General features: G+C 62.4%; 27 protein-coding genes. 12 read left to right on the forward strand and 15 right to left on the reverse strand.

Annotated features, from left to right (window positions below):
- Positions 1-19 precede the first annotated feature (19 nt).
- Positions 20-1,258: an FAD-dependent monooxygenase gene (locus CK226_RS09810; protein WP_095791696.1), complete on the forward strand. Its 1,239-nt coding sequence runs from the start codon at positions 20-22 to the stop codon at positions 1,256-1,258.
- A 65-nt stretch (positions 1,259-1,323) separates the two neighbouring features.
- Here the strand turns inward: CK226_RS09810 and CK226_RS09815 are convergent, their stop codons facing one another.
- The 7 genes from CK226_RS09815 to CK226_RS09845 all read right to left on the reverse strand — a co-directional run bounded on the left by CK226_RS09815 (position 1,324) and on the right by CK226_RS09845 (position 8,238).
- A complete protein-coding gene (locus CK226_RS09815) occupies positions 1,324-1,989 on the reverse strand; it encodes a TIGR02117 family protein (RefSeq protein WP_095791697.1) in 666 nt (221 codons plus the stop codon).
- Between the two features lie 93 nt (positions 1,990-2,082).
- Entirely contained in the window at positions 2,083-2,886 is an 804-nt protein-coding gene (locus tag CK226_RS09820; protein WP_010915400.1) for an amino acid ABC transporter ATP-binding protein, read from the reverse strand.
- 23 nt (positions 2,887-2,909) lie between these two features.
- The gene (locus CK226_RS09825) at positions 2,910-4,067 is read right to left on the reverse strand and encodes an amino acid ABC transporter permease (RefSeq protein ID WP_095770603.1); all 1,158 of its coding nucleotides are present in this window, start codon (positions 4,065-4,067) and stop codon (positions 2,910-2,912) included.
- Positions 4,068-4,071: 4 nt separating this feature from the next.
- Positions 4,072-5,259, reverse strand: coding sequence for an amino acid ABC transporter permease (locus tag CK226_RS09830; protein ID WP_095791698.1), 1,188 nt, complete (start codon positions 5,257-5,259; stop codon positions 4,072-4,074).
- Positions 5,260-5,321: 62 nt separating this feature from the next.
- Positions 5,322-6,350 carry an amino acid ABC transporter substrate-binding protein gene (locus tag CK226_RS09835; protein ID WP_095770605.1) on the reverse strand — a complete coding sequence of 343 codons (1,029 nt, stop codon included), beginning with the start codon at positions 6,348-6,350 and terminating at the stop codon, positions 5,322-5,324.
- Positions 6,351-6,732: 382 nt separating this feature from the next.
- Positions 6,733-7,593 carry a DUF2182 domain-containing protein gene (locus CK226_RS09840; RefSeq protein ID WP_095770606.1) on the reverse strand — a complete coding sequence of 287 codons (861 nt, stop codon included), beginning with the start codon at positions 7,591-7,593 and terminating at the stop codon, positions 6,733-6,735.
- Between the two features lie 9 nt (positions 7,594-7,602).
- Positions 7,603-8,238 carry a DUF1326 domain-containing protein gene (locus tag CK226_RS09845; RefSeq protein ID WP_095788328.1) on the reverse strand — a complete coding sequence of 212 codons (636 nt, stop codon included), beginning with the start codon at positions 8,236-8,238 and terminating at the stop codon, positions 7,603-7,605.
- Positions 8,239-8,588: 350 nt separating this feature from the next.
- Here CK226_RS09845 and CK226_RS09850 point away from each other — a divergent pair, with 350 nt between their 5' ends.
- The 5 genes from CK226_RS09850 to CK226_RS09870 all read left to right on the forward strand — a co-directional run bounded on the left by CK226_RS09850 (position 8,589) and on the right by CK226_RS09870 (position 12,925).
- Positions 8,589-9,770 carry a cystathionine beta-lyase gene (locus tag CK226_RS09850; RefSeq protein WP_095791699.1) on the forward strand — a complete coding sequence of 394 codons (1,182 nt, stop codon included), beginning with the start codon at positions 8,589-8,591 and terminating at the stop codon, positions 9,768-9,770.
- Positions 9,771-9,997: 227 nt separating this feature from the next.
- On the forward strand, positions 9,998-11,077 hold the full coding sequence (locus tag CK226_RS09855; protein ID WP_095791700.1) for an HPP family protein: 1,080 nt from the start codon (positions 9,998-10,000) through the stop codon (positions 11,075-11,077).
- 216 nt (positions 11,078-11,293) lie between these two features.
- Positions 11,294-11,980 carry an RNA polymerase sigma factor gene (locus CK226_RS09860; RefSeq protein WP_179301008.1) on the forward strand — a complete coding sequence of 229 codons (687 nt, stop codon included), beginning with the start codon at positions 11,294-11,296 and terminating at the stop codon, positions 11,978-11,980.
- Positions 11,981-12,086: 106 nt separating this feature from the next.
- A complete protein-coding gene (locus CK226_RS09865; RefSeq protein WP_095791701.1) occupies positions 12,087-12,611 on the forward strand; it encodes a DUF4142 domain-containing protein in 525 nt (174 codons plus the stop codon).
- Positions 12,608-12,925, forward strand: coding sequence for a cupredoxin family copper-binding protein (locus CK226_RS09870; protein ID WP_095791702.1), 318 nt, complete (start codon positions 12,608-12,610; stop codon positions 12,923-12,925). Before CK226_RS09865 ends, CK226_RS09870 begins: the two co-directional genes overlap by 4 nt.
- 146 nt (positions 12,926-13,071) lie before the next feature.
- Here the strand turns inward: CK226_RS09870 and CK226_RS09880 are convergent, their stop codons facing one another.
- Positions 13,072-13,923, reverse strand: a complete 852-nt coding sequence (locus CK226_RS09880) for a crotonase/enoyl-CoA hydratase family protein (protein WP_095791703.1) — start codon at positions 13,921-13,923, stop codon at positions 13,072-13,074.
- A 79-nt stretch (positions 13,924-14,002) separates the two neighbouring features.
- Here CK226_RS09880 and CK226_RS09885 point away from each other — a divergent pair, with 79 nt between their 5' ends.
- Both CK226_RS09885 and CK226_RS09890 read left to right on the forward strand, forming a co-directional pair.
- The gene (locus CK226_RS09885; protein WP_095791704.1) at positions 14,003-14,587 is read left to right on the forward strand and encodes a TetR/AcrR family transcriptional regulator; all 585 of its coding nucleotides are present in this window, start codon (positions 14,003-14,005) and stop codon (positions 14,585-14,587) included.
- Positions 14,588-14,647: 60 nt separating this feature from the next.
- Complete coding sequence (locus tag CK226_RS09890; RefSeq protein WP_095791705.1) at positions 14,648-15,364, forward strand: hypothetical protein; 717 nt, start codon at positions 14,648-14,650, stop codon at positions 15,362-15,364.
- Here CK226_RS09890 and CK226_RS09895 read toward each other — a convergent pair.
- The 6 genes from CK226_RS09895 to CK226_RS09920 form a co-directional block, all read right to left on the reverse strand.
- Positions 15,302-16,171 carry a tetratricopeptide repeat protein gene (locus CK226_RS09895; RefSeq protein WP_095791857.1) on the reverse strand — a complete coding sequence of 290 codons (870 nt, stop codon included), beginning with the start codon at positions 16,169-16,171 and terminating at the stop codon, positions 15,302-15,304. The genes CK226_RS09890 and CK226_RS09895 overlap by 63 nt on opposite strands.
- Before the next feature lie 17 nt (positions 16,172-16,188).
- On the reverse strand, positions 16,189-17,415 hold the full coding sequence (locus tag CK226_RS09900; protein WP_095770615.1) for an anion transporter: 1,227 nt from the start codon (positions 17,413-17,415) through the stop codon (positions 16,189-16,191).
- A gap of 107 nt (positions 17,416-17,522) precedes the next feature.
- Complete coding sequence (locus CK226_RS09905) at positions 17,523-18,485, reverse strand: glycosyltransferase family 4 protein (RefSeq protein WP_095770616.1); 963 nt, start codon at positions 18,483-18,485, stop codon at positions 17,523-17,525.
- Between the two features lie 217 nt (positions 18,486-18,702).
- Positions 18,703-19,491, reverse strand: a complete 789-nt coding sequence (locus CK226_RS09910) for a GGDEF domain-containing protein (RefSeq protein ID WP_095791706.1) — start codon at positions 19,489-19,491, stop codon at positions 18,703-18,705.
- Positions 19,492-19,637: 146 nt separating this feature from the next.
- A complete protein-coding gene (locus CK226_RS09915; protein WP_095770618.1) occupies positions 19,638-19,892 on the reverse strand; it encodes a hypothetical protein in 255 nt (84 codons plus the stop codon).
- A 173-nt stretch (positions 19,893-20,065) separates the two neighbouring features.
- Entirely contained in the window at positions 20,066-20,311 is a 246-nt protein-coding gene (locus CK226_RS09920) for a hypothetical protein (RefSeq protein ID WP_245437707.1), read from the reverse strand.
- A gap of 280 nt (positions 20,312-20,591) precedes the next feature.
- Here CK226_RS09920 and CK226_RS09930 point away from each other — a divergent pair, with 280 nt between their 5' ends.
- Together CK226_RS09930 and CK226_RS09935 are read left to right on the forward strand one after the other, a co-directional pair.
- A complete protein-coding gene (locus CK226_RS09930; RefSeq protein ID WP_095791708.1) occupies positions 20,592-21,083 on the forward strand; it encodes a thermonuclease family protein in 492 nt (163 codons plus the stop codon).
- Positions 21,084-21,216: 133 nt separating this feature from the next.
- On the forward strand, positions 21,217-21,846 hold the full coding sequence (locus CK226_RS09935; protein ID WP_095791858.1) for a methyltransferase domain-containing protein: 630 nt from the start codon (positions 21,217-21,219) through the stop codon (positions 21,844-21,846).
- On the opposite strand, the gene CK226_RS09940 is transcribed toward CK226_RS09935, so the two are convergent.
- A complete protein-coding gene (locus CK226_RS09940) occupies positions 21,840-22,157 on the reverse strand; it encodes a YMGG-like glycine zipper-containing protein (protein WP_095774507.1) in 318 nt (105 codons plus the stop codon). The genes CK226_RS09935 and CK226_RS09940 overlap by 7 nt on opposite strands.
- A 224-nt stretch (positions 22,158-22,381) precedes the next feature.
- Between CK226_RS09940 and CK226_RS09945 the strand changes: the two genes are divergently transcribed.
- Together CK226_RS09945 and CK226_RS09950 are read left to right on the forward strand one after the other, a co-directional pair.
- Entirely contained in the window at positions 22,382-23,947 is a 1,566-nt protein-coding gene (locus tag CK226_RS09945) for a recombinase family protein (RefSeq protein WP_095791709.1), read from the forward strand.
- Entirely contained in the window at positions 23,944-24,807 is an 864-nt protein-coding gene (locus tag CK226_RS09950) for a plasmid partitioning protein RepB C-terminal domain-containing protein (RefSeq protein ID WP_095791710.1), read from the forward strand. Before CK226_RS09945 ends, CK226_RS09950 begins: the two co-directional genes overlap by 4 nt.
- The last annotated feature ends 71 nt before the right edge of the window (positions 24,808-24,878 follow it).

The following is a 24,878-nucleotide window of genomic DNA, read 5'->3' on the forward strand; positions in this document are numbered from 1 at the left end:
TTCTTTCCCGACGGACCTGATGGACGACCAGCGCTCCCGGCAAATCGTCATCGCCGGAGCGGGCGTCGCAGGGCTGACTGCCGCACTTGCTTTTGCCAAACGCGGCTATCGCGTGCAGGTGTTCGAGCAGGCACCGCGCCTGGAAGCCGTAGGCGCCGGCCTCCAACTTTCTCCCAACGCCACACGCATCCTGCGTGACCTCAGCGTGCTCGACCGGCTGCTGCCGGCGACGGTGCGGCCAGAGGCCGTGGTGCTGAGGGATGCCAGAACGTTACGCCAATTGGCGCGCGTGCCGTTGGGACAATCAGGTGAAAGCCGCTGGGGCGCTCCCTATCTCGTCGCCCATCGCGCCGACCTGCAGACTGCGCTGATGGCGTGTGTGGCAGAGATGCCTGATGTCCATCTCACGCTCGGGGCGCGCGTCGAAAAAATTGCGACTGGCGGCCATGGTGTCACGGCGACCGTCGAGATCGGCGGCAAGACGGCAGAGGAACGGGGCTCCTTGCTGGTCGGCGCCGATGGCGTCTGGTCGTCGGTGCGCGCGCTTGTCGATGCAAAAAGGATGGCATCGCCAAGAAGCCGTTTTTCGGGAGAGCTGGCCTGGCGCACCACCGTTGCGGCCGACAGCAGCGCCGGGCAAGCCTTTGCCTCGATCGGCGCGGCCGATTGCGTCACGACTTTCCTGCATCCGGGTTTCCATATGGTCGCCTATCCCGTCAGCAAGGGCGACGCCTTCAATCTCGTCGCCTTCACCAAAGGCGAGCGCATCGCCGAGGGCTGGTCCGGCCGTGCAGACCCCGGCATCCTGTCTGCCGCCATGCGCGGCACCGCGCCAGGACTCGTCAAGCTGGTGGAAATGGCCGGCCCATGGTTGACCTGGCCGCTGCACACCGTGGAGCAGAAGCAGCCCTGGACAATGCCAACCGGCATTGCGCTGATCGGCGATGCCGCGCATGCGATGACGCCGTTCGCCGCGCAGGGCGCGGCAATGGCAATCGAGGATGCCGCGACGCTTGCCACGCTGGTCGCCGACTTTCGCGCCGATCCGCGCCAAAGCCTCACCATCTGGGAAAATCTCCGGCGACCGCGCGTGGAGAAGGTCCTTAAGCGTGGCGCGCTCAACCGGCTTGCCTGGCACGCCCGAGGCCCGGTGGCGCTGGCCCGCAACCTCGTGCTGGCGACGCGGCCGGCGGAGAAGCTCGCTGCCGACCTCGACTGGCTTTATGGTTGGGAGGAACCGAAGGTCGTCAGGCGGTAGGTGTCGAGGCAATAGAACCGGATAGCTTTGGCGCCAGCGCCAGATCTTGGAACCATCGCGGAGTCTCAATTGTACAGCCGCATCGACCATCCCAGCGACACCGGCAGCGGGTTCCACCAGCCGGTGCGCAGGCCGGCGGTACGCAACGCTGCGGCGGTCCAGGTGTTGCAGCCGACCACCGCATTGAAATGGCCGTTCGCCTCATAGAAGCGGTCGAAGCTGGAGTAGGCCGCATTCTCGATAACGATCGGGCCGCCAGGCCCCTGCTGAAAACTGGCTTCGATGAAATCGAGCAGCGCCGCGAACTGATCATCACCAATGTCGAAGCCGGCAACATCGGGATGCGGTTCGACGATAGCGCCAGCGACATCCACATGCATGACCGAGGCGTCGAGGGTCAGCGCCTTCATCACCGGAACGGCCTTGAGCTCGGACCATGTCGGTGTTTCCAGATAGAAGGCGCGGCCGCCCCAACCGAAGACGATGTAGCGCACTTCCGGCGCATCGGACGGCAGCCCGGCGTCTGCCAGGAAGTGGAAGCGCTTGCGTATGGCGGCGTCCGCCGGAATGGCGATATCGGTATGGATCGGGTTCTTCAGCACCAGTATATGCCGCGTGCCCTCGCCCGCCGACGCCGCCGGCCAGAGCGGGCGCGGCACCAGCGTGCCGAGGGTCGCCGCAAGCACGATCGCGGCCAGCACCATGAAGAGGAAACGCAGAACTTTTCTCATCGATGACGCCCCGCCGCCAACCGCATCAGCCGATCCACAAGCAAAGAGCCCGGCCGCATTGCGGCCGGGCTCTTGCGCTCGGTGTGGAACCGCTCAGTGCAGGATCTGACTGAGGAACAGTTTCGTGCGCTCGTGGCGCGGGTGGTCGAAGAACTCGGCCGGCGTGTTCTGCTCGACGATCTGGCCCTGATCCATGAAGATCACGCGGTTGGCGACTTTCCGCGCAAAGCCCATCTCGTGGGTGACGCACAGCATGGTCATGCCTTCCTCGGCCAGACCAACCATCGTCTCCAGCACTTCCTTGATCATTTCCGGGTCGAGCGCCGAGGTCGGCTCATCGAACAGCATGATGCGCGGGTTCATGCACAGCGAACGCGCGATGGCCACGCGCTGCTGCTGGCCGCCGGACAGCTGGCCGGGATATTTGTTGGCCTGTTCCGGGATCTTGACCCGCTTGAGGAAGTGCATGGCGATTTCCTCGGCCTGCTTCTTCGGTGTCTTGCGCACCCAGATCGGCGCCAGCGTGCAGTTCTCCAGGATGGTCAAGTGGGGGAACAGGTTGAAGTGCTGGAACACCATGCCGACCTCGCGGCGCACCTCGTCGATCTTCTTCAGATCGTTGGTCAGTTCCTTGCCGTCGACGATGATCTTGCCCTTCTGATGCTCTTCCAGCCGGTTGATGCAGCGGATCATCGTCGATTTGCCGGAACCCGACGGGCCGCAGATGACGATGCGCTCGCCGCGCATCACCTTGAGGTTGATATCCTTCAGCACATGGAACTCGCCGTACCATTTGTGCATGGCGATGATGTCGATGGCGACATCGGTGGTCGAGATGTGCATCTTGGCGGCGTTGACCTTGATCTCTTCGGCGCTGACGGCGTTTTCGGTGGCCATGACAGGGTCCCCTTATTCTTTTGTTAGCGTTTGTGGCCGGTGTCGAGCCGGCGTTCAGTGTACATTGAATAGCGCGACATGCCGAAGCAAAACAGCCAGAAGACGAAGGCGGCGAACACCAGGCCGGACCTGGCCGTTTGCGGCGTCGCCCAGTTGGCGTCCGAGAAGTTCTGCTTGACGACGCCAAGCAGGTCGAACATCGAGATGATGAGGACCAGGCTGGTGTCCTTGAACATGCCGATGAAGGTGTTGACGATGCCGGGAATGACCAGCTTCAGCGCCTGCGGCAGTACGATCAGCCCCATCTTCTGCCAATAGCCGAGCCCGAGTGAATCGGCGCCTTCATATTGGCCTTTGGGGATCGCCTGCAGGCCGCCACGCACGACTTCAGCCATATAGGCTGCGGCAAACAGCGACACGCCGATCAGTGCCCGCAGGAACTTGTCGAAAGTGACGCCCGCGGGCAGGAACAGCGGCAGCATGACACTGACGAAGAACAGGACGGTGATCAGCGGGATGCCACGCACCGTTTCGATGAAGATCACGCACAGCGTCTTGATGATCGGCATTTTCGAACGCCGGCCGAGCGCCAGCACTGTGCCCAGCGGCAACGACACGGCAATGCCGACGAAGGACAGGCTGAGTGTGACCAGCAGGCCGCCCCAGCGCGAGGTCTCGACATGCGGCAGGCCGAACACGCCGCCAATCAGCAGGAAGAACGAGACGATCGGCAGCACCAGGAAGAGCAGGATGGCATTCAGCCCCTTGCGCGGCACACGCGGGATCAGCATCGGCACCAGCAGAACCACGAACAGGATGGCAACCAGGATCGGCCGCCAGCGCTCCTCGATCGGATAGGTACCGAACATGAACTGGCCGAACTTGGCGTTGACGAATGCCCAGCAGGCGCCCGTCCAGCCCTCCGGCTGAATGCCGCCCTGTGCGGCAGTCGCACAGACCGTGCGGTCCGGCCCGGTCCACACGGCATTGATGAACGCCCAGTTGATGACTTGCGGCAGGACCCAGGCAACGATCGCGATGCCAAGGATGGTCAGGATGGTGTCGCCGACCGTGCCGACCAGGTTCTTGCGCACCCAGGCCACTGGGCCGCGCACACTTGTCGGCGCAGGCTGCGCCAAGGCCATTTCGGTGCGCACCCAGGACATATCGTGTTCCTGCATGGCTCTACCTTTCCACCAGCGCCATTCTGGCGTTGACCACGTTCATGACGGCTGAGGTCACCAGGCTAAGTATAAGATAGGCGATCATCATGATCAGCACACCTTCGACCGCCTGTCCCGTCTGGTTGAGGACCGTGCCGGCGGTCGCCGTCAGGTCCGGATAACCGATGGCGATCGCCAGCGAGGAGTTCTTGGTCAGGTTGAGATACTGGCTGGTCAGCGGCGGGATGACGATACGCATGGCCTGCGGCACGACAACCAGCCGCAAGATCGACCCGGACCGCAGCCCAAGTGCCGCCGCCGCCTCGGTCTGGCCCTTGCTCACGCCCCTGATGCCGGCGCGCACGATTTCGGCGATGAAGGCCGCCGTGTAGCAGGACAGCGCCAGATAAAGCGACAGGAACTCCGGCTTGACCTGAAAGCCGCCGGTAAGATTGAAGGTCGATTGTTTGGGAAGATCAAAGCTCAGCGGAAAGCCGCTCAGCACATAGGCGAGCAATGGCAGGCCGATGATCAGCGCCACCGAGGTCCAGAGCACCGGAAACTGCTGGCCTGTCGCCATCTGCCGCTGGCGCGCCGTGCGGGCGACGAACCAGGCCATGGCAATACCGACAAGCAGGGCGACCACGATCAGCCAGGAGCCCTCGCCCCAGACCGGGCGGGGAAAGTAGAAGCCACGCTGGTTAAGGAAGGAGCCGAAGGGCAGATGGTAGCTGTCACGCGGCGCCGGCAGCACGGCGAGCACGCCGGAATACCAGAAGAAGATGACCAGCAGCGGCGGGATGTTGCGGAATATCTCCACATAGACCGTGCAGATCTTCTGGATCAGCCAGTTCTGCGACAGGCGGCCGATACCGATGACGAAGCCGATGATTGTGGCGGTGATGATGCCGGCCACGGCGACGATGATGGTGTTGATCAGGCCGACGACGATGGCGCGGCCATAGGTCGAGTCCGACGTATAGGCGATCGGCGTATCCGAAATGTCGAATCCGGCGCGTCCCCTGAGGAAGCCGAAGCCGGAGGCGATGTGCAGGCGCTGCAGATTGTCGATGACGTTCTGCACGATCCACCAGACGGAACCGAACAGGACGATGACGACCAGCGTCTGGAAGAAGAGACTGCGTATCTTCGGGTCATTGATGAAGGAAGCCCTGCTGGACTCCTCGCGAAGAACTTCCTGCGATGCCATGTGCCCGTCCCCTGAAAAGAGAAACCGGAAGGCAGATATCTGCCTTCCGGATCACATTTCGGTCAGCGGATCGGCGGAGCGTATTGCAGGCCGCCCTTGGTCCACAGCGCATTGATGCCGCGCGCGATCTTGAGCGGGCTGCCCGAGCCGACATTGCGATCGAACATTTCACCGTAATTGCCGACGGCCTTGACGATATTGACGACCCAGTCATTGGAGACGCCGAGATCGGTGCCGATCTTGGTGTCGGCTTCCTGGCCGAGAACGCGCTTGATCTCCGGGCTGGCCGAGTTCTTCATCTCATCGACATTGGCCTTTGTGATGCCGAGTTCCTCCGCGTCAAGCAGCGCGAAATAGGTCCACTTGACGATGTGGTACCACTGGTCGTCGCCTTGGCGCACCGCCGGTCCGAGCGGCTCCTTGGAGATGATCTCGGGTAGCACGACGTGATCGGCCGGCGAGCCCAGCGTCAGGCGGATGCCGTAAAGGCCCGACTGGTCCGTGGTGTAGACATCGCAGCGGCCGGCGTCATAGGCGGCGTTGACCTCTTCGAGCTTCTCGAAGACGACCGGATTGTACTCCATCTTGTTCGCCTTGAAGTAGTCGGCGAGGTTGAGCTCGGTGGTGGTGCCGCTCTGCACGCACACGGCCGCGCCCGAGAGCTGGAGCGCCGAATTGACGCCCGGCAGCTTCTTGGCGTTGATCATGAAGCCCTGGCCGTCATAGTAGGTCGTGCCGATAAAATTCAGGCCAAGCGCCGTGTCGCGATTGATGGTCCAGGTAGTGTTGCGCGACAGGATGTCGACCTCGCCGGACTGCAGCGCGGTGAAGCGCTCCTTGGCGCTGAGCGGGGTGAACTTGACCTTGGTGCCGTCACCGAAGACGGCGGCCGCGACAGCGCGGCAGAAATCCGCGTCGATGCCCTGCCAGTCACCCTTGTCGTCGGGCGCCGAGAAACCGGCCAGACCCGTCGAGACACCGCATTGGATGAAGCCCTTCGCCTTGACGGTGTCGAGCGTCGTCGCCGACGCTGCCGACGCCATAAACCCGAGCGTAGCGGCGCCAAGGATGCCGATAGCAATATGTTTCATGACCCACAGACCCTTTTCTGTTTTCAGGCAAAACCTGATCTTTTTTCCCGTGTGAACGCAGTTCCCATTCCAGCCCATTCCCGGAATCCCGCATCGTAACCGACGCGCCGCCTCCCATTCACGAACAGCATCGAAGGCGATAATTCCTGTGAGGTCAAGGGAAATGACCGAATCCGAACGTCTTTGAAAATCGATTGCCTGAAATGCCCGAATTGCAGACAAACGCGCCCGCATTTTAGTCACGGCGCGAATAAAGTCGGCAAAGCGCATTCAACGCAAATGCGGGCCAGCGGCGAAATCCATAACTGGCGCCAGCTTGGCGTCCCTGATCTGGATGCCGGATGAATTGGCATGGCCGAAGACTGTCATCGGACCTGCGCCGTCAAAGCGCACGGGACATCAACCACACGCCGGCCGCCACCATCAGCGCGCCGGAAATGCGCGAGATCAACGGCCCGCTCGTGGCCGTCTTTTCCAGGAGAACGAGGATGGCGATACCGGCGATCCACAGGATGTTCATGACGCCGCCGACGAACAGCAAGGCCATCAGCGCCCAGCAGCAGCCCAGACAATAGAGGCCGTGATCGACGCCTAGCCGAATCGCACCGAGCGGCGCGGAACGGAACCCGCCATGGCTCATCAGGAACCCGATCGGCCCCTGGCATTGGCGCAAGCAGGAGCTCTTGATCGGCGTCCATTGATAGAGGCCGGCGGCGATCAGGACGAGGCCACCGAGGATCGTGCTGTCGGTTGCCATCGAGGGGTCGAGCAGGGCCAGCCGGCCGAGCAGCCATTGCGCGCCGGTCGCGGCGATGCTGAAGACGATCCAGACGGTGAGATAGCCGGTAAAAAACCATCCGGTCGAAGCGATGGGGCGGCCAGCCGCCTGCGCCTTGCGGCCGATGCCAGCATAGAGCAGCAGCAGCGGCGCGACCGAAGGCGTCATCATGCCGACCATCATCACCGCCCACATCGTGAAAATGAAAGCGAAATCGGCGAGTGTCCAGGCTCGGAAGCCAGGCGCCACGGCGGCGCCCACATCCATTCCAGCCATGTCCATATTCGACATGTCCATTGCGGCCATATCGCCGCTTGCTCCGGCCGGCATCGGGGATTCGGGCATGGCCATGTCGATGGCAAGCCACAGCACATAGGCCCAGGCGAGCACCGCAATCACGACGAGCGCGGCCATCACGACCGTGCGGTCGCGCCGCAGCACCGCCTCCAAGGCCCTGTCGCCCATTGGATCAGCTCAATGGACGACGCCGCTCTGCGTGAGATGCAGATTGGCAAAATGACTGTGCGTATCGGCCACCCCGAACTTGATCGGGCCTGTCGCCTTGGTCCAGCCGCGCCCGATCTCGGCCATTGCGTATTCGAGGCCGTGCGGCAGGTCGATGCGTGCCCGATGCTCGGCGCCGGTGACCGGATTCTTGATCGGCTCGCCATGACCGTCGGCTACGCCCTCGACATGCAGCCGTCCGGTTCGCGCGTCGACGTCGACCTCGAACTCGATCGGGGCAAAGATCGGGTCATGGAATTTCTCCAGCGTGGTCGAGAAGAACTCGAATATTGTCGCGCCTGGTTCGGTGTCCTGCCCGCCCAGTATGCGAAGCAGCGCTTCACGCTGGGCCTCGCTCGCCCTCTCGTCGACAACCACCGCTGCTTCGCCGCCGCCCTGATGGATGGCGCCGGGCCAGCGGAAAATCCCGACGAGCCGCAATCCATCGAGTTTGGTGGCTCCGTGATGGCCGCTCTCGATTTCGATGCCGGCAACCGCCTGACAGAAGCCGTGTGTGGGCATGGCGTTGAACTGGCATGGGCAGCCATAGGCGCAATTGCAGTTGACGAATTCGCGCGCCTTCATCGTCCATTTGACGTTGGGCATGGCATTCCTCCCCTTGCGGCGCTCTGTGAGCGCGATACCCGGACCGGGGGATCAGGAGGAACCCTGCCAAAACCATCCGGCAGCATCTGATCGAGGCAATCCGGTGATTAATATTAGAGACTTATTATATATGTTTCGCAGCCGTCTACAATAGGTTGACCGAGGGACGATCGGCTCCGCCGACAATCACTTCCGCACACCTTGCCGAGCCCGTTTCAGGACCCCGCAGCTATGCCGTTCAGGTGGAGAATTGGCATATTCGAAGTCTATCCCTGGCGGATGGTGGGCTGTTGCGCGGTCCAAGCCGCCGCACTATGGCTAGCGCCTTGTCAAACAGGCGAAGACGAAGAATGGCTAAGGACGGCAACGAACAGGGTTCCGGCAAAATGGGCATCAACACGCGGTTGGCCCATTCGGGCAACAACCCGCACGACTATTTCGGCTTCGTCAATCCGCCTGTCGTGCACGCCTCGACCGTGCTGTTCCGCAACGCCGCCGCAATGGTTGGCCGCAGCCAGAAATACACCTACGGCACGCGCGGCACGCCGACGACGGACGCCCTTGCCCAGGCCATCGATGCGCTGGAGGGATCCGCCGGCACGATCGTGGTGCCGTCGGGCCTTGCGGCGGTGACTATTCCGCTGCTCGCCTTCGTGTCGGCCGGCGATCACCTGCTGATCGTCGACAGCGTCTACCATCCGACCCGTAATTTCGCCGACACGATGCTGAAGCGGCTCGGCGTCGAGGTGGAGTATTATGATCCTCGTATCGGCGCTGGCATCGCCGCCCTGATCAAGCCCAACACCAAGGTGGTGTTCACGGAATCGCCAGCCTCCAACACGTTCGAGGTGCAGGACATCCCGGCGATCGCCAAGGCGGCGCACGCGGCTGGCGCTATCGTGATGATGGACAACACCTGGGCAACGCCGCTTTATTTCCGGCCGCTCGACCACGGCGTCGACATCTCCATTCACGCGGCGACGAAGTACCCGGCCGGCCATTCCGACGTGCTGCTGGGCACGGTCTCGGCCAATGAAAGCCACTGGAAACAGCTCTATGAGAGCTTCTGCACGCTCGGCTGCTGCGCGGGTCCCGACGATGTCTACCAGGTGCTGCGCGGCTTGCGCACCATGGGCGTGCGCCTGGAGCATCACCAGCGCAGCGCGCTTGCCATCGCGTCGTGGCTCGAAGGCCAGAAGGGCGTGGCGCGCGTGTTCCACCCTGCCCTTCCCAGCCACCCGGACCACGCTCTATGGAAGCGCGACTTTTGCGGTTCGAGCGGCATCTTTTCCATCGTGCTCGCCGGCGGCGGCCAGAAGGAGCAGCACGCTTTCCTCGACGCGCTGCAGATCTTCGGCCTCGGCTATTCCTGGGGCGGCTATGAGAGCCTTGCGGTGCCAGTCTGGCTCGACGACCGCGTCGTTGCAAAAGGCCCCTATGAAGGCCCGTTGATCCGCCTGCAGATCGGCCTCGAGGATGTAGACGACCTGAAAGCCGACATTTTGCGCGGTCTGGCCGCAGCGACGGCCTAACCAGCGCGCACGGGCTGACTGCCGGACAGAATCAGCAGACGGCCGCGAGGCCTTGGCGCTGATAACAAAGCGCGAGCCGCTCGCGGCATCCCATTGCTGCGCGTCACGCAATATTATTCTCTCGGGCCGCTGCTTTCGGGATTTGTTTGACTTTCAAATCCATGGGTTCGGTCGCATTGCGTGCTGCACTGGTACCCTCGTCCAATCCCATTGGTCCCAACCCTGTCATGGCCTTTCGTCTTTTTGTCCCCATCCTTGCCGGCGCGACGCTGCGAGAGCGGCTGCTGGCCTGTATCGGCGCCACGATCGGCATCGCGCTGACCGGCGTGATCAGCGGGCTGGCAATGGGCGGCGGCCCGCATGTGGCCCTGCTGGTGGCACCGATGGGCGCCTCCGCCGTGCTTCTCTTCGCCGTGCCCGCCAGCCCTTTGGCGCAGCCCTGGTCGATCATCGGCGGCAACTCCATATCGGCGCTGGTGGGTGTGACGGTGGCGCATTTCATCCATGATCCGGTCATGGCCTCGGGCCTCGCCGTGGCGCTCGCCATCGCGGCCATGTCGTTCACGCGCTGCCTGCATCCGCCCGGTGGCGCGGCGGCTCTGACGGCGGTGCTCGGCGGGCCGGCCGTAGTCAGCGCCGGCTTCCTGTTTCCGTTCGTGCCGGTGGCCCTGAATTCGATCATCCTGGTCACGCTCGGCCTGCTTTTCCACAGGCTGGCGCGGCGCAACTACCCGCATGTCGCTGCTTCCCCAGCCAACAGCCATGGGACGGCCGATCCGCCGGCGCGGCAGCGCGTCGGCTTCCGGCCCGAGGATATCGACGCGGCGCTGACCACGCTCGACGAAACCTTCGACATCGACCGCAACGACCTCGAACGGCTCCTGAGGCAAGTCGAGCTGCAGGCCATGGTGCGCTCACACCGGACGCTGCTTTGCCAGGACATCATGTCCCGCGACGTGGTTTCGGTGCCCGAGCAGGCCACCGCCGAGGAGGCGCGCCAGCAACTGCTCGATCACAACATCCGCACCTTGCCGGTGGTCGACGCGGATGGCCGGCTGGTTGGCGCTGTCGGCCTGCGCGAGCTGACGAAGACGACCGATGCGGTGAAGAGCGTGATGTCGAAGGCCGGCACCGCTTCGCCCGAGACACCGGCGATGAGCCTGCTTCCCGTACTGACCGACGGCCGCAGCCACGCCGTGGTCATCGTCGACGGTGAGCGGCGCATCCTCGGCCTGATCACCCAGACCGACCTGCTGACGGCGGCAGCGCGCGTGCAGGCCGCAGACAAAGGACTGGCGGCGGCTTAGAGCAACTCCAGGAAAAGTGTGTGCGGTTTTCGGAAAAGCGCGCAGCGCTTTCCCTTGCGAATTGCGTCAACACAAAGAGTTGGAGCAGTTGGCCGTTTCCGTGAAACGGTGAACTGATCTAGAATAGCGGAGCCAGGTTGCCGAAATCCGGGAACCTTTTTCCGGCGGGCGCATCGAACGTGCAGTCAAGCGTCTGTTCGGGGAGATCCGGTCGCGATGAGCAAGCTCGCAATACCCGTCAAAATGCCCGGGGTGGCCGAGGCTCTTTCCGGCGACATGCTGCTTGTACAGCGAGCCCTGGCGCGCGATGCGGGCGCCTTCCGCACCATCATCAAGACATACAACCAGCAGCTCTACCGCATCGCGCGCGGCATACTGCGCAACGACGCCGAAGCCGAGGACGTCGTCCAGGAGGCTTATGTCCACGCCTTCGCCAATCTGGCGACATTTCGCGGCGACTCTTCGCTTGCCACCTGGCTGTCGCGCATCGTCATCAACGAAGCACTCGGCCGCCTGCGCAAGAGGCGCCGCACCGTGGCGATGCCCGAAAATCCGGAAGCGCAAATCATCCGCTTTCCCCTCAACCCCAGCGACGACCCGGAGCGGACGATGGCGCAGCGGCAGATTCTCGCACTTGTCGAGCGGGCGACCGACAGCCTGCCCGACATCTACCGCATGGTCTTCGTGGCCCGTGTCATCGAGGGCCTGAGCATGGAGGAAACCGCCGATCTGCTGGGCGTGCGGCCGGAGACCGTCAAGACAAGGCTGCACCGGGCGCGTAGCCTGTTGCGCAAGGCGCTGGACGACGAGATCGGCCCGGTCCTGCTCGACGCCTTCCCCTTCGCCGGCCGCCGCTGCGAGCGTTTGACCAAGGCCGTTATGGGACGGCTGGGCTTCGAATGATCCCGTCGCGATTTTGCGGGAACGTTTCTCCCGGCCGCGCATCCAATCGGCGTCAACTGGAAATGTAAGCCCGGCGCTTCCTCGCGGCCGGGCGAAGGAGGATGCCATGTTCACCCGATATACCGCCGCCCTTGCCGCCGTGCTTTTCGTCAGCGCTGCTCCGTTCGCGCAGGCCGCCGACAAGCCGACCGACCCGCAGATCGCCCATATCGCCTACACGGCCGGCGTCCTCGACATCGAGGCGGCCAAGCAGGCGATCAAGACATCGAAGAACAAGGAGGTCGTCGCGTTCGCCAAGGACATGGAGCGCGACCATGAGGCGGTGAACAAGCAGGCGCTCGACCTGGTCAAGAAGCTCAAGGTGAAGCCCGAGGACAACGCCACCAGCCAGGCGCTGACCAAGGCGGCGGAAGAAGAACGCGCCAAGCTCGCCAAGCTGAAGGGCGCGGCTTTCGACAAGGCCTATATCGAGAATGAAGTCGCCTATCACAAGCAGGTCAACGGCGCGCTCGAAACGCTGCTCATCCCTGCGGCCAGCAATGCCGAGTTGAAGAGCCTGCTCGAGACCGGCCTCAAGATCTTCCAGGGGCATGAGCAGCACGCCGAACATGTCGCCGGCATGCTGAAATGAAGGCGGGCGTCTTGATCCATCTGCCATGGCTGGCCGCTCTGGCGCTTATGACGGCGCCGGCGGCGGCCGCAACCATAGAGGTCACCATCGACAAGCTCGTCTTCTCCCCGGCAACCGTCGAGGCGAAGGTCGGCGACACGGTCGAGTGGGTGAACAAGGATGTGGTTGCCCACACGGCCACCGTCAAGGGCGGCTGGGAGGTGATGATCCCGCCGAAGAAATCGGCGAGCCTGACACTGAAGGCGGCTGGAGCGATCGACTATTTCTGCCGCTTCCACCCCAACATGAGGGGCCATATGAACGTGGCGCCGTGATGCCTTCGCGGGCTGGCGGTGCACAGCCGCCAGCGTGCAGGCCTCGCAGGCTTTCACGAGTGAGAAATCCTCGCTGCGGACGAACCGCGCCAGCACTTCGCCGATCGGCAGCAGAAGCGCCTCGGGCGAGCGCCACTTGCCACCGCCTACGAATGGTCGAGCCGCAGCGAGGCGCGCCTTGCTTCGTCCGGCCTTGTGATGTGTGTCCAGGTGCCGTCGTAGCTGGGCTTGCGCCGCTCGATCCAGGCGGCAAGGCCTTCCCTGAGATCGGCGGTCGGCGCCATGCGGGCGAACTGCTCGGCCTCGACCAACAGCCCTTCGGCGATGCTGAGGTTGATGCCGCGCGCCACCGCAGTGAGAATGCTGGCGAGCGCTGCCGGCGAATGCGTGGCGATGCGGCGGGCAAGATCGTGCGCTGCCGGCATCAGCTCGGCATGCGGCACAATCTTGTTGACGAGGCCGAGTTCGGCCGCTCGTTCAGCCGAAAAGGTTGCGCCCGTCAAAAGCAGTTCAAGCGCGCGCTTGCGCCCGGCAAGCCGCGGAAGGCGCTGCGTGCCGCCGAAGGTCGGGGGCATTGCGAGGTTGATCTCCGGCTTGGCGAACAGGGCGCGGTCGCTGGCGATGGCCAGCGGCACGGCCTCGGTGATCTCGCAGCCTCCGCCGAAGGCAATCCCGTTGACGGCGGCGATGATGGGTTTGCGGAAGGCTTCAAGCCTTGCCGTCAGTCGCTGGCCGCGCAGGACGAAGTCGCGCAGCGCCACATCCGTGCCTGCGGCGACACTCAATGAGAATTCGCCGATATCGCCGCCGGCGGAGAAGGCGCGTTCGCCGGCACCGGTCAGGATGACGGCGCGGACCGCATTGTCGGCCTCTATCGTGTCGAGGATCGCTAGCAGGCGATCGATCAGGGCGTAGTTCAGCGCATTGAGCTTTTCCGGGCGGTTGAGGGTGAGGACGCTTACCCCGTCGCGGGTCTCGTTCAGGACAAGATCGGCCATTGTTCTTCCTTTCCAGATACCACGGAAAGGGATCACTCTTTCGATTGCGTGTATATTCACTAGTCGGTATACATGGCTCATGCCCGAAGTCGCCAGCCCGACCCGCAAACGCATCGTCGATGCCGCGACGAAGCTGTTCTATGCCGAGGGAATCGGCCGCGTCAGCGTCGACGCCGTCGCGGAAAAGGCCGGCCTCACCAAGCGGACGCTTTACTACCACTTCAAGAGCAAGGACGACCTGATCGCCGCCTATCTGGACGGGCGGGACCAGCCCAATCTGCGGCAGATGGCCGGCTGGTTCGATGCCGCGGAAGGCGGCGCGGACCGCAAGGCCGAGGCGATCTTCAGCAATCTGGCGCGGGCTGCGCGCCACCCGAAATGGAAGGGATGCGGTTTCCTGCGCACGGCCGCGGAACTCGCTTCGATGCCCGGCCATCCGGCGATCAAGGTCGGATCACGCCACAAGTCGAATTTCGAGGCATGGCTGGCCGGCGCGTTGTCGGACCACGGCGTCGAGGAACCACAGGCGGCGGCGCGCGAGATCGTGCTTTTGATCGATGGCTCCTTTTCGATCATGCTGGTCCACCGCAATCCCGATTACATCGAGGCGGCAGGACGAGCAGCGGCGACGCTTGTCCGGGTCAGATCGCGGAACAAGGACTGAACCAGCCGTGGCTTGGAACGCAGCCGGCAAGCATGGTATCGCAATGCCAGGGAGGCGGTGATGCGTATCATCTTTCGATGTGATCCAACGTTGATCGAGCATTTGCCGCGCCCGATCCCGGCGCGCGGCGCTCTGCCGGAATGGCTGCGCGCCATGCCCGCCACCGCCTATTCGGCGATCCACGGCCGCGACATTCGCACGCTCAAGCAATGCCCACCCGTTGTCGATGCGATGACCTATGGCTTCATGGTCCTGCTGCCGTGCGACGTCGTCGTCGACAAGGGCACCTTTTCGTGGGACTGGCAAATTCCAGAACCGGTCACGCAGAACCACCCCAGAGCGCCATTGAGCTTCCACACACCGGGGCAGCTCGCCGGCAGCCCGTTTGCTACGCCCGGCCAAGCCGCCCTCAAATTCAACAGCTTCTGGACCATCGAGGTCGAGGAAGGCTGGTCGCTGTTCGCGACGCATCCGGTCAATCGCGAGGATCTTCCTTTCAGGCTGGTGACTGGGCTGGTGGATTCCGACCGGTTCAGCGATGGCGGCATCAATTTCCCGGCGGTCTGGACGGAACCTGGGTTCTCCGGCGTGCTCGGGAAAGGAACCCCGGTCGCACAGTGCTTTGCGGTTCCGCGGGCGACGCCGCAGCTGGAATACGAGGTGTTCGACGAAGAACGGCAGGCGTCTTATGCGCGCACCGTCGGTAATGTCCTGTCAACGCCGGGTGTCTACCGCAAGCGGTTCCGCGCCCGGCGGGGGCGCTCCACTGGCGAGTAAGCGACGCAGTGCTTCCTCATCGAGCCACAGCCGACCACTCGGCGCCGATGTAAGCGCCATGGCGATGACGCCGAACGTGGATGGGCGCAGACGATAGGCCGTTGAATACGCCAGCATCGCCCCATCCAGATCACCAGTTTCCTGCAAGACGACGCCCAGATTGACGGCAGCCTCCGGGGTATCGGGGCTCATCTCCAGCACGCGTCGATAGGCCTGGGCAGCGGCGCCGAACTTGCGCATGTCCTGACGCACCAACCCGAGATCAAACCAGGCAGAAGGATGCCCGCCGCCAGCGACGGCGCGTTCGAGCAAGTCCTCTGCCTCAACAGACGCGCCGCGTTGCCAGGCAAGGCGCCCGAGGCGCGCCGCAGCCTCCTCGGATTTCGGATCCCATTGCAAGACGAGTGTCCACCATTCGCCCGCGGCCAAAGCATTGCCTGCCTGATCAAGGGTACGTGCCCGCTCGATCAGTATTTCCGCCTGTGATGACAGCTTTGCCGCGCGATCCAGCTGTTGCAACGCTGCCTCGAACCGGCCGTCGGCCCGAGCAATCCTGCATGCCAGAATCAAAGCGGGCACATTGTCCGCATGAGCGGCCAGGCTCGTCTCGATGCGCGTGCGAGCTCCCGACAAATCCGCCCTGGCGAACAGGATCGCCGCCAGAAGATGGCAAAGAGCCGGATCGTTCGGGCGTTGCTTCAGGCCTAACTCGCACAGCTGCATTGCCTGGCCATGATTGCCGGAATTGAAAGCAGCCACCGCACGTCGGATCAGATCGCCACTTTCGACTTGATTCGTATCCGTCACCGCTTTTACCACTCCGGTTAGAACCCGAAGGCCAGCCATGCCGTGCCGGCGACGAGAGTGATCAGCGTCAGCGGCAGGCCGACCTTGAAGAAGGCACCGAACGACAAGGGCGTGCCGGCAGCCTTGGACTGCTCGGCGACGATCAGGTTGGCGACCGAGCCGAGCAGCGTGAAATTGCCGGCGAGCGTTGAACTCATCGCCACCACCAGCCAGGCCCGTTCGGGGTTTTCCAGCCCAGGTATGAACGGCCGCAGCGCCAGCACCGCCGGAACATTGCTCATGATGTTGGAGAGCACCGCGGTGAAGCTGGACAGGCGCCAGACATCGTCGAGGCCGAGATTCTTGGCCGAGGCGATGAGATCCGGCGTCAGCAACGTCCTTTCGGCGCCGGCGACCACCACGAACAAACCGGCGAACATGAACAGCAGCGGGCCATCGATCTCACGGTAGATGCGGTCCGGCTTGATGGCGCGGGTGAGCAGGAGAATGGCTCCGCCGATCAACGCCGCCTTGGCAACGGGGACGCCGGCGAAGAAGGCGATGGCCAGCCCGATGCAGACGATCACGGCTTTCAGCACCTGCCCGCGATGCATCCGGCCGCGCGAGACATGCGGCGTCAATTCAGCGGTGCGGGTGAATTCGGCGCGATAGACGATGCGCACGATGACGATGACCGCGACGAGACCGAACAGGGCGACCGGCGCGAGTGCCGCCGAAAAAGCGGGATAGGAAATGCCCGACAGCGCGCCGATGACCATGTTCTGAGGATTGCCGGTGATGGTGGCGACGCTGCCGCAGTTCGAGGCGGTGGCGGTGGCGATCAGATAGGGGATCGGGTTGCGATTGATGACGCGTGTGACGTGGACGACGATCGGCGCCATGACCAGGCAGATGGCATCGTTGACCAGGAAGGCCGACAGCACGCCGGTCAGCAGCGTCACCATCACCAGGAGCATGAAGGGCGCGTGCGCGTGTTCGATGGCGATGGCGCCCAGGCCACGAAAGGCGCCAGAGACCTTCAGATGCGCCACCACGATCATCATGCCGAGCAGAAGCGTGATCGTGTCGAAATTGATGGCGCGGTAGGCGTCCTCCATGCTGATCGCGCCAACGGCGATCATCGCGGCGCCGCCAAGCAGCGCGATGCCTGCCCGGTCAAGACGCAAACCGGGGATGCGGCCGATGGCGACGCCGGCATAGGTCAGGACCAGGATCAGCAGTGCCGCCGCGCCCATCAACGTCATTGGTAAGAAGCCCTGCTCGATCTGGTGGCGCCGATGCGTCCGCCTGGTGGTTCTTTTGCATGTCAACTTTAGCGATGTCGAGATTGACGACAAACGGGGCGGTACCGCTAACGCCGATAGAAATCCAGCCGCTGTTGCAATGCCTGCGGCGAAAACAGTCGCTCGACGGTCTGCCGCGCTTTGTGGCCCATGTCAGCCCGCAGCGCCGGATCGGCCTTGAGCTCGGCCAGGATGCGCGCCGCCTGTTGCGTCGACTCGAACAGAAAACCGTTTTCGCCATGGCTGATATAGTCGGCATAGCCGCCATGCGCATGGCAGACCACGGGCAAACCGCAGGCCATCGCCTCGAACACCACGCGGCCGAATGTCTCCACATGCGAGCCGGTGCGATAGTAGAAGGCGTCGAGCGTCGGCAAGAACTGCTCGGCGGCAAACTGGCCCTGCGGCAGGAGTTCGAGTTGCGGATGCGGCGCGAGCCTGTCCTTCAGCGGCATGCCGCCCTGGATCCGTACCGCAACGCCATCGGCCAGCAAGGCCTCGTAGAGCGCCACATCGTCGGCATGATGCTTGTCCGCCGTGTCGCGGCTCAGCCGCCCCACCGTGAACGGGCCGTCCGGCCTTGCCGGTCGTGGTGAAAAACGCCCGATATCGATCGGCGACGGATGCACGACGCCTTCGACCTGCAGCATGCGCTTCTGGAATTCCGAGATCAGCACCAATTCGGCGCCGGGCCAGCCCAGCAGGCGCGGCATGCCGGTCGTCAGCCCGATGATCTTCGGGTGAAAGGTGTTGAAGACGTAGATCAGCCGGCGTGGCCGCCGGATCAGGTAAGGCCAGATTTTGTTGCGCCAATGCGCGCCGAGGAAGACATAGGTGCCGCCGTCCGGCACCTCGCGCTTTGTCAGCGACACGCGGCGAATCGGAAATTGCCGCATCAGTTCGTCGGACACGCGCGAAGAGGTTGCCCAAAGACACACCTGCTGGTCGGCACTCAACAGCCGATACAGGTCCAGGGTTTCGCGTTCGCTGCCGCCAAACGGGTTCTGAAAGCCGTTGAACAAATGGATCATGATCGCCGCGCTTGCCTGGCCCGGGCCATCCCGCCGCTCGTTCGCCCGGCACCGAAACAGGTCGTGACTGCGCCGGTGGCCCGGAAGACCGAGGAGATCAAGAAAGCAGAAATGTCTCTGGCGACGCCCAATGCATCACCTTAGCCGGAGGAAGCACACCGGCAAGACGGCGTCAAGGAAGCGGCGACCTCAGCCTTCACGCGCAGCAAGGCTGCGGTCAATGCATCGTGGCGGCGCCGGACTGAGACACCAGGGCGGCTTCCGCCGGGTCGAAACTGACCTGATCGCGGCCATTCGACTTGGCGGCATAGAGCCGTCTGTCTGCGGCGGAAAATATCGCCTCGTAAGTCGTCGGCCCGATGAAGCTGGTGCCGCCGATACTGACGGAAAGCGGACAGGCGCGGCCGCCAGGCGAAAAGTCCATTTCGCGAATTCGCCGGCGGATGCCTTCGGCAACCAGCCAGGATTGCGAGGGGTCGACACCGGGAAGAAACACGCCAAACTCCTCGCCGCCGATGCGGCCGACGATATCGCTGCCGCGCAGCTGTCCCTTGATCGCCTGCGCGATGAGCTTGAGCGCCTGGTCGCCACAGTCATGGCCGAGGCGGTCGTTGATAGACTTGAAGTGGTCGGCATCGATGATCAGCAGCGCGCCGGAACGGGTCTGTTCCTGCTTGCGGGTCTCCTCCAGATAGGCCTCGACCAGCATCGAGAAGGCGCCGCGATTCAGCACGGCCGTCAGACTGTCGGTGGCGGCGATGACGCTGAGGTCGCGCTGAGCTATCGCCAGCTGGCGAATCTTCCACATGAGAAAAAACAGAAACGACCCGCCCAGCACCAGGGGCAGCATGAGATCCGTCATTTGCGCGCGCCAGACAGCCTCGGGCGAGAGATAAGGGAAATTGAAGGAATCGACGAAAAACGCCACGGCAATGAAGAATACCGTGCCGGCGGCGGTGACAGCGATCACCCTGCCCCAGCTGGTCGACGACAGGTCGAACTTCATCCCATTCCACTCCGTTAGCCGTCGCTACTATGACGCGCCAACGCAAACAAATTGATAAGACTTTCCCTTCAATTCGAGATCAGGGAGCCGGAGCATGCTCGCCCAAATGGACCGCCGTGCCCCGGCGGTGAACGCAAGCCCGCCGACTAAATTTCGCGCGATGCGGGGAATTCAGAACGTCGATGGTTCGGCGCCGGTCCACTTGCTTCGACAACGAAGGATGCCGCGATCAGGTCGTCGGCATCCAGTTGTAGGGACCCGTCGCCCGCCCCCATGATGGCCGCGACCTTGTGGAAGGTCTTCATCTCATGATCGGAAATTTCGGCATCCTGCATTCTGGCTCTGAGTTGAGCGATACGCCGCCCCAGGGCGGGGGACGTTCCAATTTCACGTTTCGACATGGCCTCGTTTTCTCCTCCCCCAACCCGCGCTTGTTTTGTCCCGCCCGTTCGCCGGCCCGCACATTGCCTTTTATGAGGCTCCGCGAATACAAGGCCCCGAACGCCTGATGTAGGCTAAGGTTCCAACTTCGGCGGATCACGAAATAATTCCGGGTCGCCCACGCAGCTCTGCTCTATTGGCCCGCCGTCAGCACCAGCGTCGTAATAGAGTTGCGCGCCTCAACCCGCTCCAGACACCGACCCGGAATGTTCGGCCACCTCGCGGCGGCGCATTTGTTGTCGGTGACGGCAACGGGTTCGCTGCGCCGTGCGTCGGCGGCTTGGGTCGCCGTCGATGTGAAAAGAACCGTCTGCGTTATCAGAGCGGAGAAAACGGCAACCTGGAACAGCACTGCGGCGAAGGCGATCTTCTTGAGCATGCGATGCAACGCGCGGGCAAGCGTCAGGTTCCCGCAGGTCATTTCTTACAGCGAGCCTGCACCGTGCCGGCGCGGCAGAAAGCGAACCGACACGCCTTCAACAAGAAGGAAATAACCTCGTAAACTCATTGATTTATTGGCGATCCCGACAGGATTCGAACCTGTGACCATCGGCTTAGAAGGCCCAAAGCCAACCGCGCAGTTCTGCGGTTTCTGGCCTCACCGCCTGTAAACCGGGCCCGGCGAAACATTAAGAAATCCCGGCCTACTGTAAACGGTCATGATCACACGCCCCGCCCTCCTCCTCGCCGCTGCGGCACCTTTCATTCCGCTGTCAGCGGCCGCTGCGCCGCTGGTAGGAATTCCATCCGTCATTGACGGCGACACAATTGAAATTCACGGGCAGCGAATTCGCCTCAACGGCATCGACGCACCTGAGAGTGCGCAGCTCTGCCTAGACGCCGCCGGCAAGAAATACCGTTGCGGGCAAAAAGCGTCTCTCGCCCTCGCGGATTTCCTCGAGGCGCATCGCCCGACGTCTTGCATCGAGGTCGACCGCGATCAGTTCAGACGCATGGTGGCTGTCTGCACGGCAGGAGGCGTCGATATCGGCGAATGGATGGTCAGGAAGGGCTATGCGGTCGACTGGCCGAGATACAGCGCTGGCTTCTATGCCAAGGCTGAGACTGACGCCAGGAAAGCAAAGCGCGGCCTATGGGCAGGATCGTTCGACAGGCCTTGGGAATGGCGCAAGCAGATGACGGTTCAATAGGCTGTTCGCGCCCGGTCATAAGAGCGGCCGATCACCCTCTGATGCTCGTCGAGAGATAGGCTGGCCTGTCATCTTTTGCCCATTTCCCTAGGCTAGGCTGTTTTCACGGCGGGCTTTGGAGGAGGTCGATCTCATGACGACAAGCCTTGCCGGCACCCTGAAAAACCGCGGCAAACAGGTGGCCAAACGCCTGCTCGGCTATGATTCCCGAAACTGGCTGCGTATCCGCCAGATCGAAGCATTCACCGTCTTTTTGGAAGCCGGCAACCGCAAGGCCTCCGACGTCATCGAGATCTCGCCGGGCTGGAACCGCTATTGGCGAGCGATGTGCCCGAACTATCGCTCGGTCGATTTCCCGGCCTTCGACATCTGCAAGGAGCGCACCGAGGAACAATATTCGATCGTCATAGCCGACCAGGTGCTGGAACATGTCCAGCGGCCGCTGGCGGCGGCCCAGAACATCCATGCCATGACCCGGCCTGGCGGCTGGGCGATGGTGGCGACACCTTTTCTGTTCCGGGTCCATGCCCGGCCGCACGACTACAACAGGTGGACGCCCGCCGGCCTCAAGCAGCTGATGGTCGAGGGCGGTTTTGCCGAAGCCAACGTCAAGGTCCATGGCTGGGGCAACAAGGCTTGCGCCCGGGCTCACATCGGAGGCCCGGTACGCGCCTACGGTCTTTGGCGGGACCTCAGCAACGACGAGGAATACCCGCTAATGGTCTGGGCCTTCGCAAAGAAGGAGCCAGCGGTGCCTCAATAATTGCCGTTGTAGTAGCGGTCGTCGCAGGGCGCGGTGTAGATGCGGCCGTAGCGGTCCTGGTAGCGGCACATTTCCTCGCCGCGGCGCTGCGGGGTGGTGGCCGAGCCGACGACGGCGCCGAGCAGCGCGCCGCTGGCCGCGCCGATGACCGTGCTCTTGGTGTTACCACCGATCGCCTGGCCGACGAGAGCGCCGCCGGCGCCGCCGACCAGGGCACCGGTGGTGGCCCGCTGCTGGCCTTCGGTCTGCGACTGGCAGCCGGCAAGTGCCGCGGTCATCAGCACGGCGGCTATGGCTTTCTGAAAGGTCATGTGAAGTCTCCCTTAAACGTCTGAAATCCCTATCGATCGTCCCGTGCGGCCGCATTGCGGCGGAACAGGGGCGCACACGCTCACGAAGTGAGTCAGGGTTTCCCATGAGTTGAAAGCCATGGTTTCCAAAGCGCAAAGCTAGGAGCGAACGCTTCGATTTAATCTTGACTGGAATTGCCATTCGCTGCCCGCTAGAATTGACATTCGTCCGATGGTGCAAGGCGATGGGTAAGGTTGCTGCGGCGCGCGAACCTCCTAAGGAGCGGCGAAGGGTGCGCGCGGCTCAATACGTACGAATGTCCACCGAGCACCAGACTTATTCCCTTGAGAATCAGAAAGATGCTATCCGCGGTTATGCCGAGGTCATGGGGTACGACATCGTCGCCACCTATGAAGACCCCGGCCGTAGCGGGCTGCACATAGAAGGCCGGCCCGGCCTCAAGAAGCTGCTGTTCGACATTGAAAACGGACTCGCCGATTACGAGACGGTCGTCGTCTACGACGTGAGCAGATGGGGCCGGTTCCAAAGCATCGATGAAAGCGCTTCCTACGAATATCGATGTCAGATAGCGGGTGTGCGGATGGAGTTTTGCGCCGAGCAATTCGCGAACGATGGCACCGTCGGATCCGATGTGCTGAAGGCCATAAAGCGTAGCATGGCTGCAGAGTACAGCAGGATGTTGTCACAGCGGGTCTTTTTGGGCCAGGTGAGGATGGCCCGCATGGGCTTCCACGTGGGCGGGATCCAGGGACTCGGACTAAGGCGCCTGATGGTGGACCAGTTCGGACAACCCAAACTCATCCTCGCCCGCTATGAACACAAGAACTTCCAGACAGACCGTGTGGTCATCGTACCGGGGCCACCGGAAGAGATTGCCACTGTTCGATTGATCTTTCGCCTATTCGTCAGGTCACGCAAAAACGAACCTCAAATCGCAAAATATCTGAATGACCGGGGGATCCTGAACGACTTCGGAAGGCCTTGGAAGAGCTATAGCGTGCGCCGTGTCCTGACCAATGAGAAATATATCGGCAACAACGTCTGGAATAGACGCTGCACCAAGCTGAAAACCAAAGTTGCGTACAATCCCCCGGACCAATGGGTCAGGGCGGACAACGCCTTTGAGCCTATCATCAGCCGCCAATTATTCGACAAAGCACAGCAAATCTTGAAATCGCTTTATCTTCACATGAGCGATGAAGAGATGCTTGCAGCCCTACGAAACCTCTACAAACAGCATGGGAAACTGTCGTGGGACATCATCAACGCAGAGCCCGGATGCCCTTCGGCCTATCGCTATAGCGCGCATTTCGGAGGTCTGCTCGGAGCATACAAGCTGATCGGTTGCCTGCCGCCCAGAAAGTCTCATTTCATCGAGATTGACAGGCGCCTCACGGCTATCCGCCATCGCGTTATGGAAGACCTGCTCGTCGCGGTCGACAAGGCAGGCGGCCGCGCTTCCCAGGCCCCTGAAACGGAGATCATCTGCATCAATGGCGAGTTGACCGTAGCGCTCGCAATTGCAAGGTGTCGTGTTACGCATTGTGCCTATCCCCGCTGGTCTTCGAGGGCCGTGCGAGAGGCCATGGCGGATATCTTCGTCTTGATCCGCATGCAGCCGGGCAATCTGATCATTCGCGATTACCTGATCGCTCCGATGCATGAAATCGTGGGGTTCAAAGGAGATTTCCATGTCAACAATGGAATGAAGCTGGATGCGTTTGTTTTCCGATCGCTTGATCCGCTCGTTGCGCTGGCCGAGCGAACATTCGTCGGGAATACCACATGACGGTGCGCCACACGGTTTTAGGCTTGGAAGCCGCCGACCGCCTTTTGCAGAATAACCGCACAAGGCACGCTGCGCTTTTGGAAAAGATGCACGAGCCCACCAGGTGGTTCACCGGTCCCTGGCTGTGCAAAACCTATCAAGCTGAATGCCAAAGAACGCGTGGCATGATCGCAGAAGCTATTATCTCTCGGCATCTTCTGGAGACGATCACCGAGGTATTTCGATATCCAATCAAACAGGAATCGTTCCGTCGCCTGCTATCGGCCGAAAGCCTGGCCTCTGTGCCGAAGGCCCTGACCGAAGGGCCTACTTTGAACCTGCTCGCGGAGAGTTCCACGCCAAGGCCCTTGGTCAATGGAGTTTCTCCCGAGGTGACCGAGCTTTTGCAGGATTGGAATGTGCCGCCACAGGTCTTCGCGTCCTTGCGCAAGATGGTTCCGGAAAGGCAGCTCAAAGCGGCAAAGCTCATGATCGCCCTGAAGAGAGTGAGCTTCCACTATGCGCAACTCCTCGCAACGCTTACTCCGGCGTCGCATTTGGTCGATCCCTCCAGGCCGAGGAAGAAGTTTGTCGGGGTGACAGCCGACGAACTGGCTATCATGGAAGCTGATTTTGATTTGCTGAACGATCAATTTCTCTTCTGCGCCAGCCTTCGTGGCACCTGGGCGCTGGAGTTGATCGCGGCAAGGCTCTATCTCGACCGGCTAATGGAAAACGCGAGGGTCGTCAGACACCTTGCGCGGGATTTCCCGGAGCAGCTCGCAAGATTCCAAACGATACTGGACATTCCAACGGGTCAGGAAGCTTTGCCGAGCCAACCAGTCAAAACCGGACCAAGGCGCACGCATTTTGTCTTCTGAGGTGGCGGCTTCGGGTCGCAAGCGCTCGGCCATAACCCTCAGTTTCGCGGTATGCTGTGTATCTCCATCCA

Source organism: Mesorhizobium sp. WSM4311, from assembly GCF_002295115.1.
Taxonomy (GTDB): Bacteria; Pseudomonadota; Alphaproteobacteria; order Rhizobiales; family Rhizobiaceae; genus Mesorhizobium.

Coding starts and splice junctions, on each gene's coding strand:
- CK226_RS09865 (WP_095791701.1), top strand. CDS start 12,087: ATGTTCACCCGATATACCGCCGCCCTTGCCGCCGTGCTTTTCGTCAGC.
- CK226_RS09950 (WP_095791710.1), top strand. CDS start 23,944: ATGACGGTGCGCCACACGGTTTTAGGCTTGGAAGCCGCCGACCGCCTT.
- CK226_RS09885 (WP_095791704.1), top strand. CDS start 14,003: ATGCCCGAAGTCGCCAGCCCGACCCGCAAACGCATCGTCGATGCCGCG.
- CK226_RS09845 (WP_095788328.1), bottom strand. CDS start 8,238: ATGCCCAACGTCAAATGGACGATGAAGGCGCGCGAATTCGTCAACTGC.
- CK226_RS09830 (WP_095791698.1), bottom strand. CDS start 5,259: ATGGCATCGCAGGAAGTTCTTCGCGAGGAGTCCAGCAGGGCTTCCTTC.
- CK226_RS09860 (WP_179301008.1), top strand. CDS start 11,294: ATGAGCAAGCTCGCAATACCCGTCAAAATGCCCGGGGTGGCCGAGGCT.
- CK226_RS09815 (WP_095791697.1), bottom strand. CDS start 1,989: ATGAGAAAAGTTCTGCGTTTCCTCTTCATGGTGCTGGCCGCGATCGTG.
- CK226_RS09945 (WP_095791709.1), top strand. CDS start 22,382: ATGGGTAAGGTTGCTGCGGCGCGCGAACCTCCTAAGGAGCGGCGAAGG.
- CK226_RS09910 (WP_095791706.1), bottom strand. CDS start 19,491: ATGAAGTTCGACCTGTCGTCGACCAGCTGGGGCAGGGTGATCGCTGTC.
- CK226_RS09840 (WP_095770606.1), bottom strand. CDS start 7,593: ATGGGCGACAGGGCCTTGGAGGCGGTGCTGCGGCGCGACCGCACGGTC.
- CK226_RS09905 (WP_095770616.1), bottom strand. CDS start 18,485: ATGATCCATTTGTTCAACGGCTTTCAGAACCCGTTTGGCGGCAGCGAA.
- CK226_RS09920 (WP_245437707.1), bottom strand. CDS start 20,311: ATGCTCAAGAAGATCGCCTTCGCCGCAGTGCTGTTCCAGGTTGCCGTT.
- CK226_RS09880 (WP_095791703.1), bottom strand. CDS start 13,923: ATGGCCGATCTTGTCCTGAACGAGACCCGCGACGGGGTAAGCGTCCTC.
- CK226_RS09940 (WP_095774507.1), bottom strand. CDS start 22,157: ATGACCTTTCAGAAAGCCATAGCCGCCGTGCTGATGACCGCGGCACTT.
- CK226_RS09935 (WP_095791858.1), top strand. CDS start 21,217: ATGACGACAAGCCTTGCCGGCACCCTGAAAAACCGCGGCAAACAGGTG.
- CK226_RS09825 (WP_095770603.1), bottom strand. CDS start 4,067: ATGCAGGAACACGATATGTCCTGGGTGCGCACCGAAATGGCCTTGGCG.
- CK226_RS09890 (WP_095791705.1), top strand. CDS start 14,648: ATGCGTATCATCTTTCGATGTGATCCAACGTTGATCGAGCATTTGCCG.
- CK226_RS09835 (WP_095770605.1), bottom strand. CDS start 6,350: ATGAAACATATTGCTATCGGCATCCTTGGCGCCGCTACGCTCGGGTTT.
- CK226_RS09930 (WP_095791708.1), top strand. CDS start 20,592: ATGATCACACGCCCCGCCCTCCTCCTCGCCGCTGCGGCACCTTTCATT.
- CK226_RS09820 (WP_010915400.1), bottom strand. CDS start 2,886: ATGGCCACCGAAAACGCCGTCAGCGCCGAAGAGATCAAGGTCAACGCC.
- CK226_RS09915 (WP_095770618.1), bottom strand. CDS start 19,892: ATGTCGAAACGTGAAATTGGAACGTCCCCCGCCCTGGGGCGGCGTATC.
- CK226_RS09810 (WP_095791696.1), top strand. CDS start 20: ATGGACGACCAGCGCTCCCGGCAAATCGTCATCGCCGGAGCGGGCGTC.
- CK226_RS09855 (WP_095791700.1), top strand. CDS start 9,998: ATGGCCTTTCGTCTTTTTGTCCCCATCCTTGCCGGCGCGACGCTGCGA.
- CK226_RS09850 (WP_095791699.1), top strand. CDS start 8,589: ATGGCTAAGGACGGCAACGAACAGGGTTCCGGCAAAATGGGCATCAAC.
- CK226_RS09870 (WP_095791702.1), top strand. CDS start 12,608: ATGAAGGCGGGCGTCTTGATCCATCTGCCATGGCTGGCCGCTCTGGCG.
- CK226_RS09900 (WP_095770615.1), bottom strand. CDS start 17,415: ATGACGTTGATGGGCGCGGCGGCACTGCTGATCCTGGTCCTGACCTAT.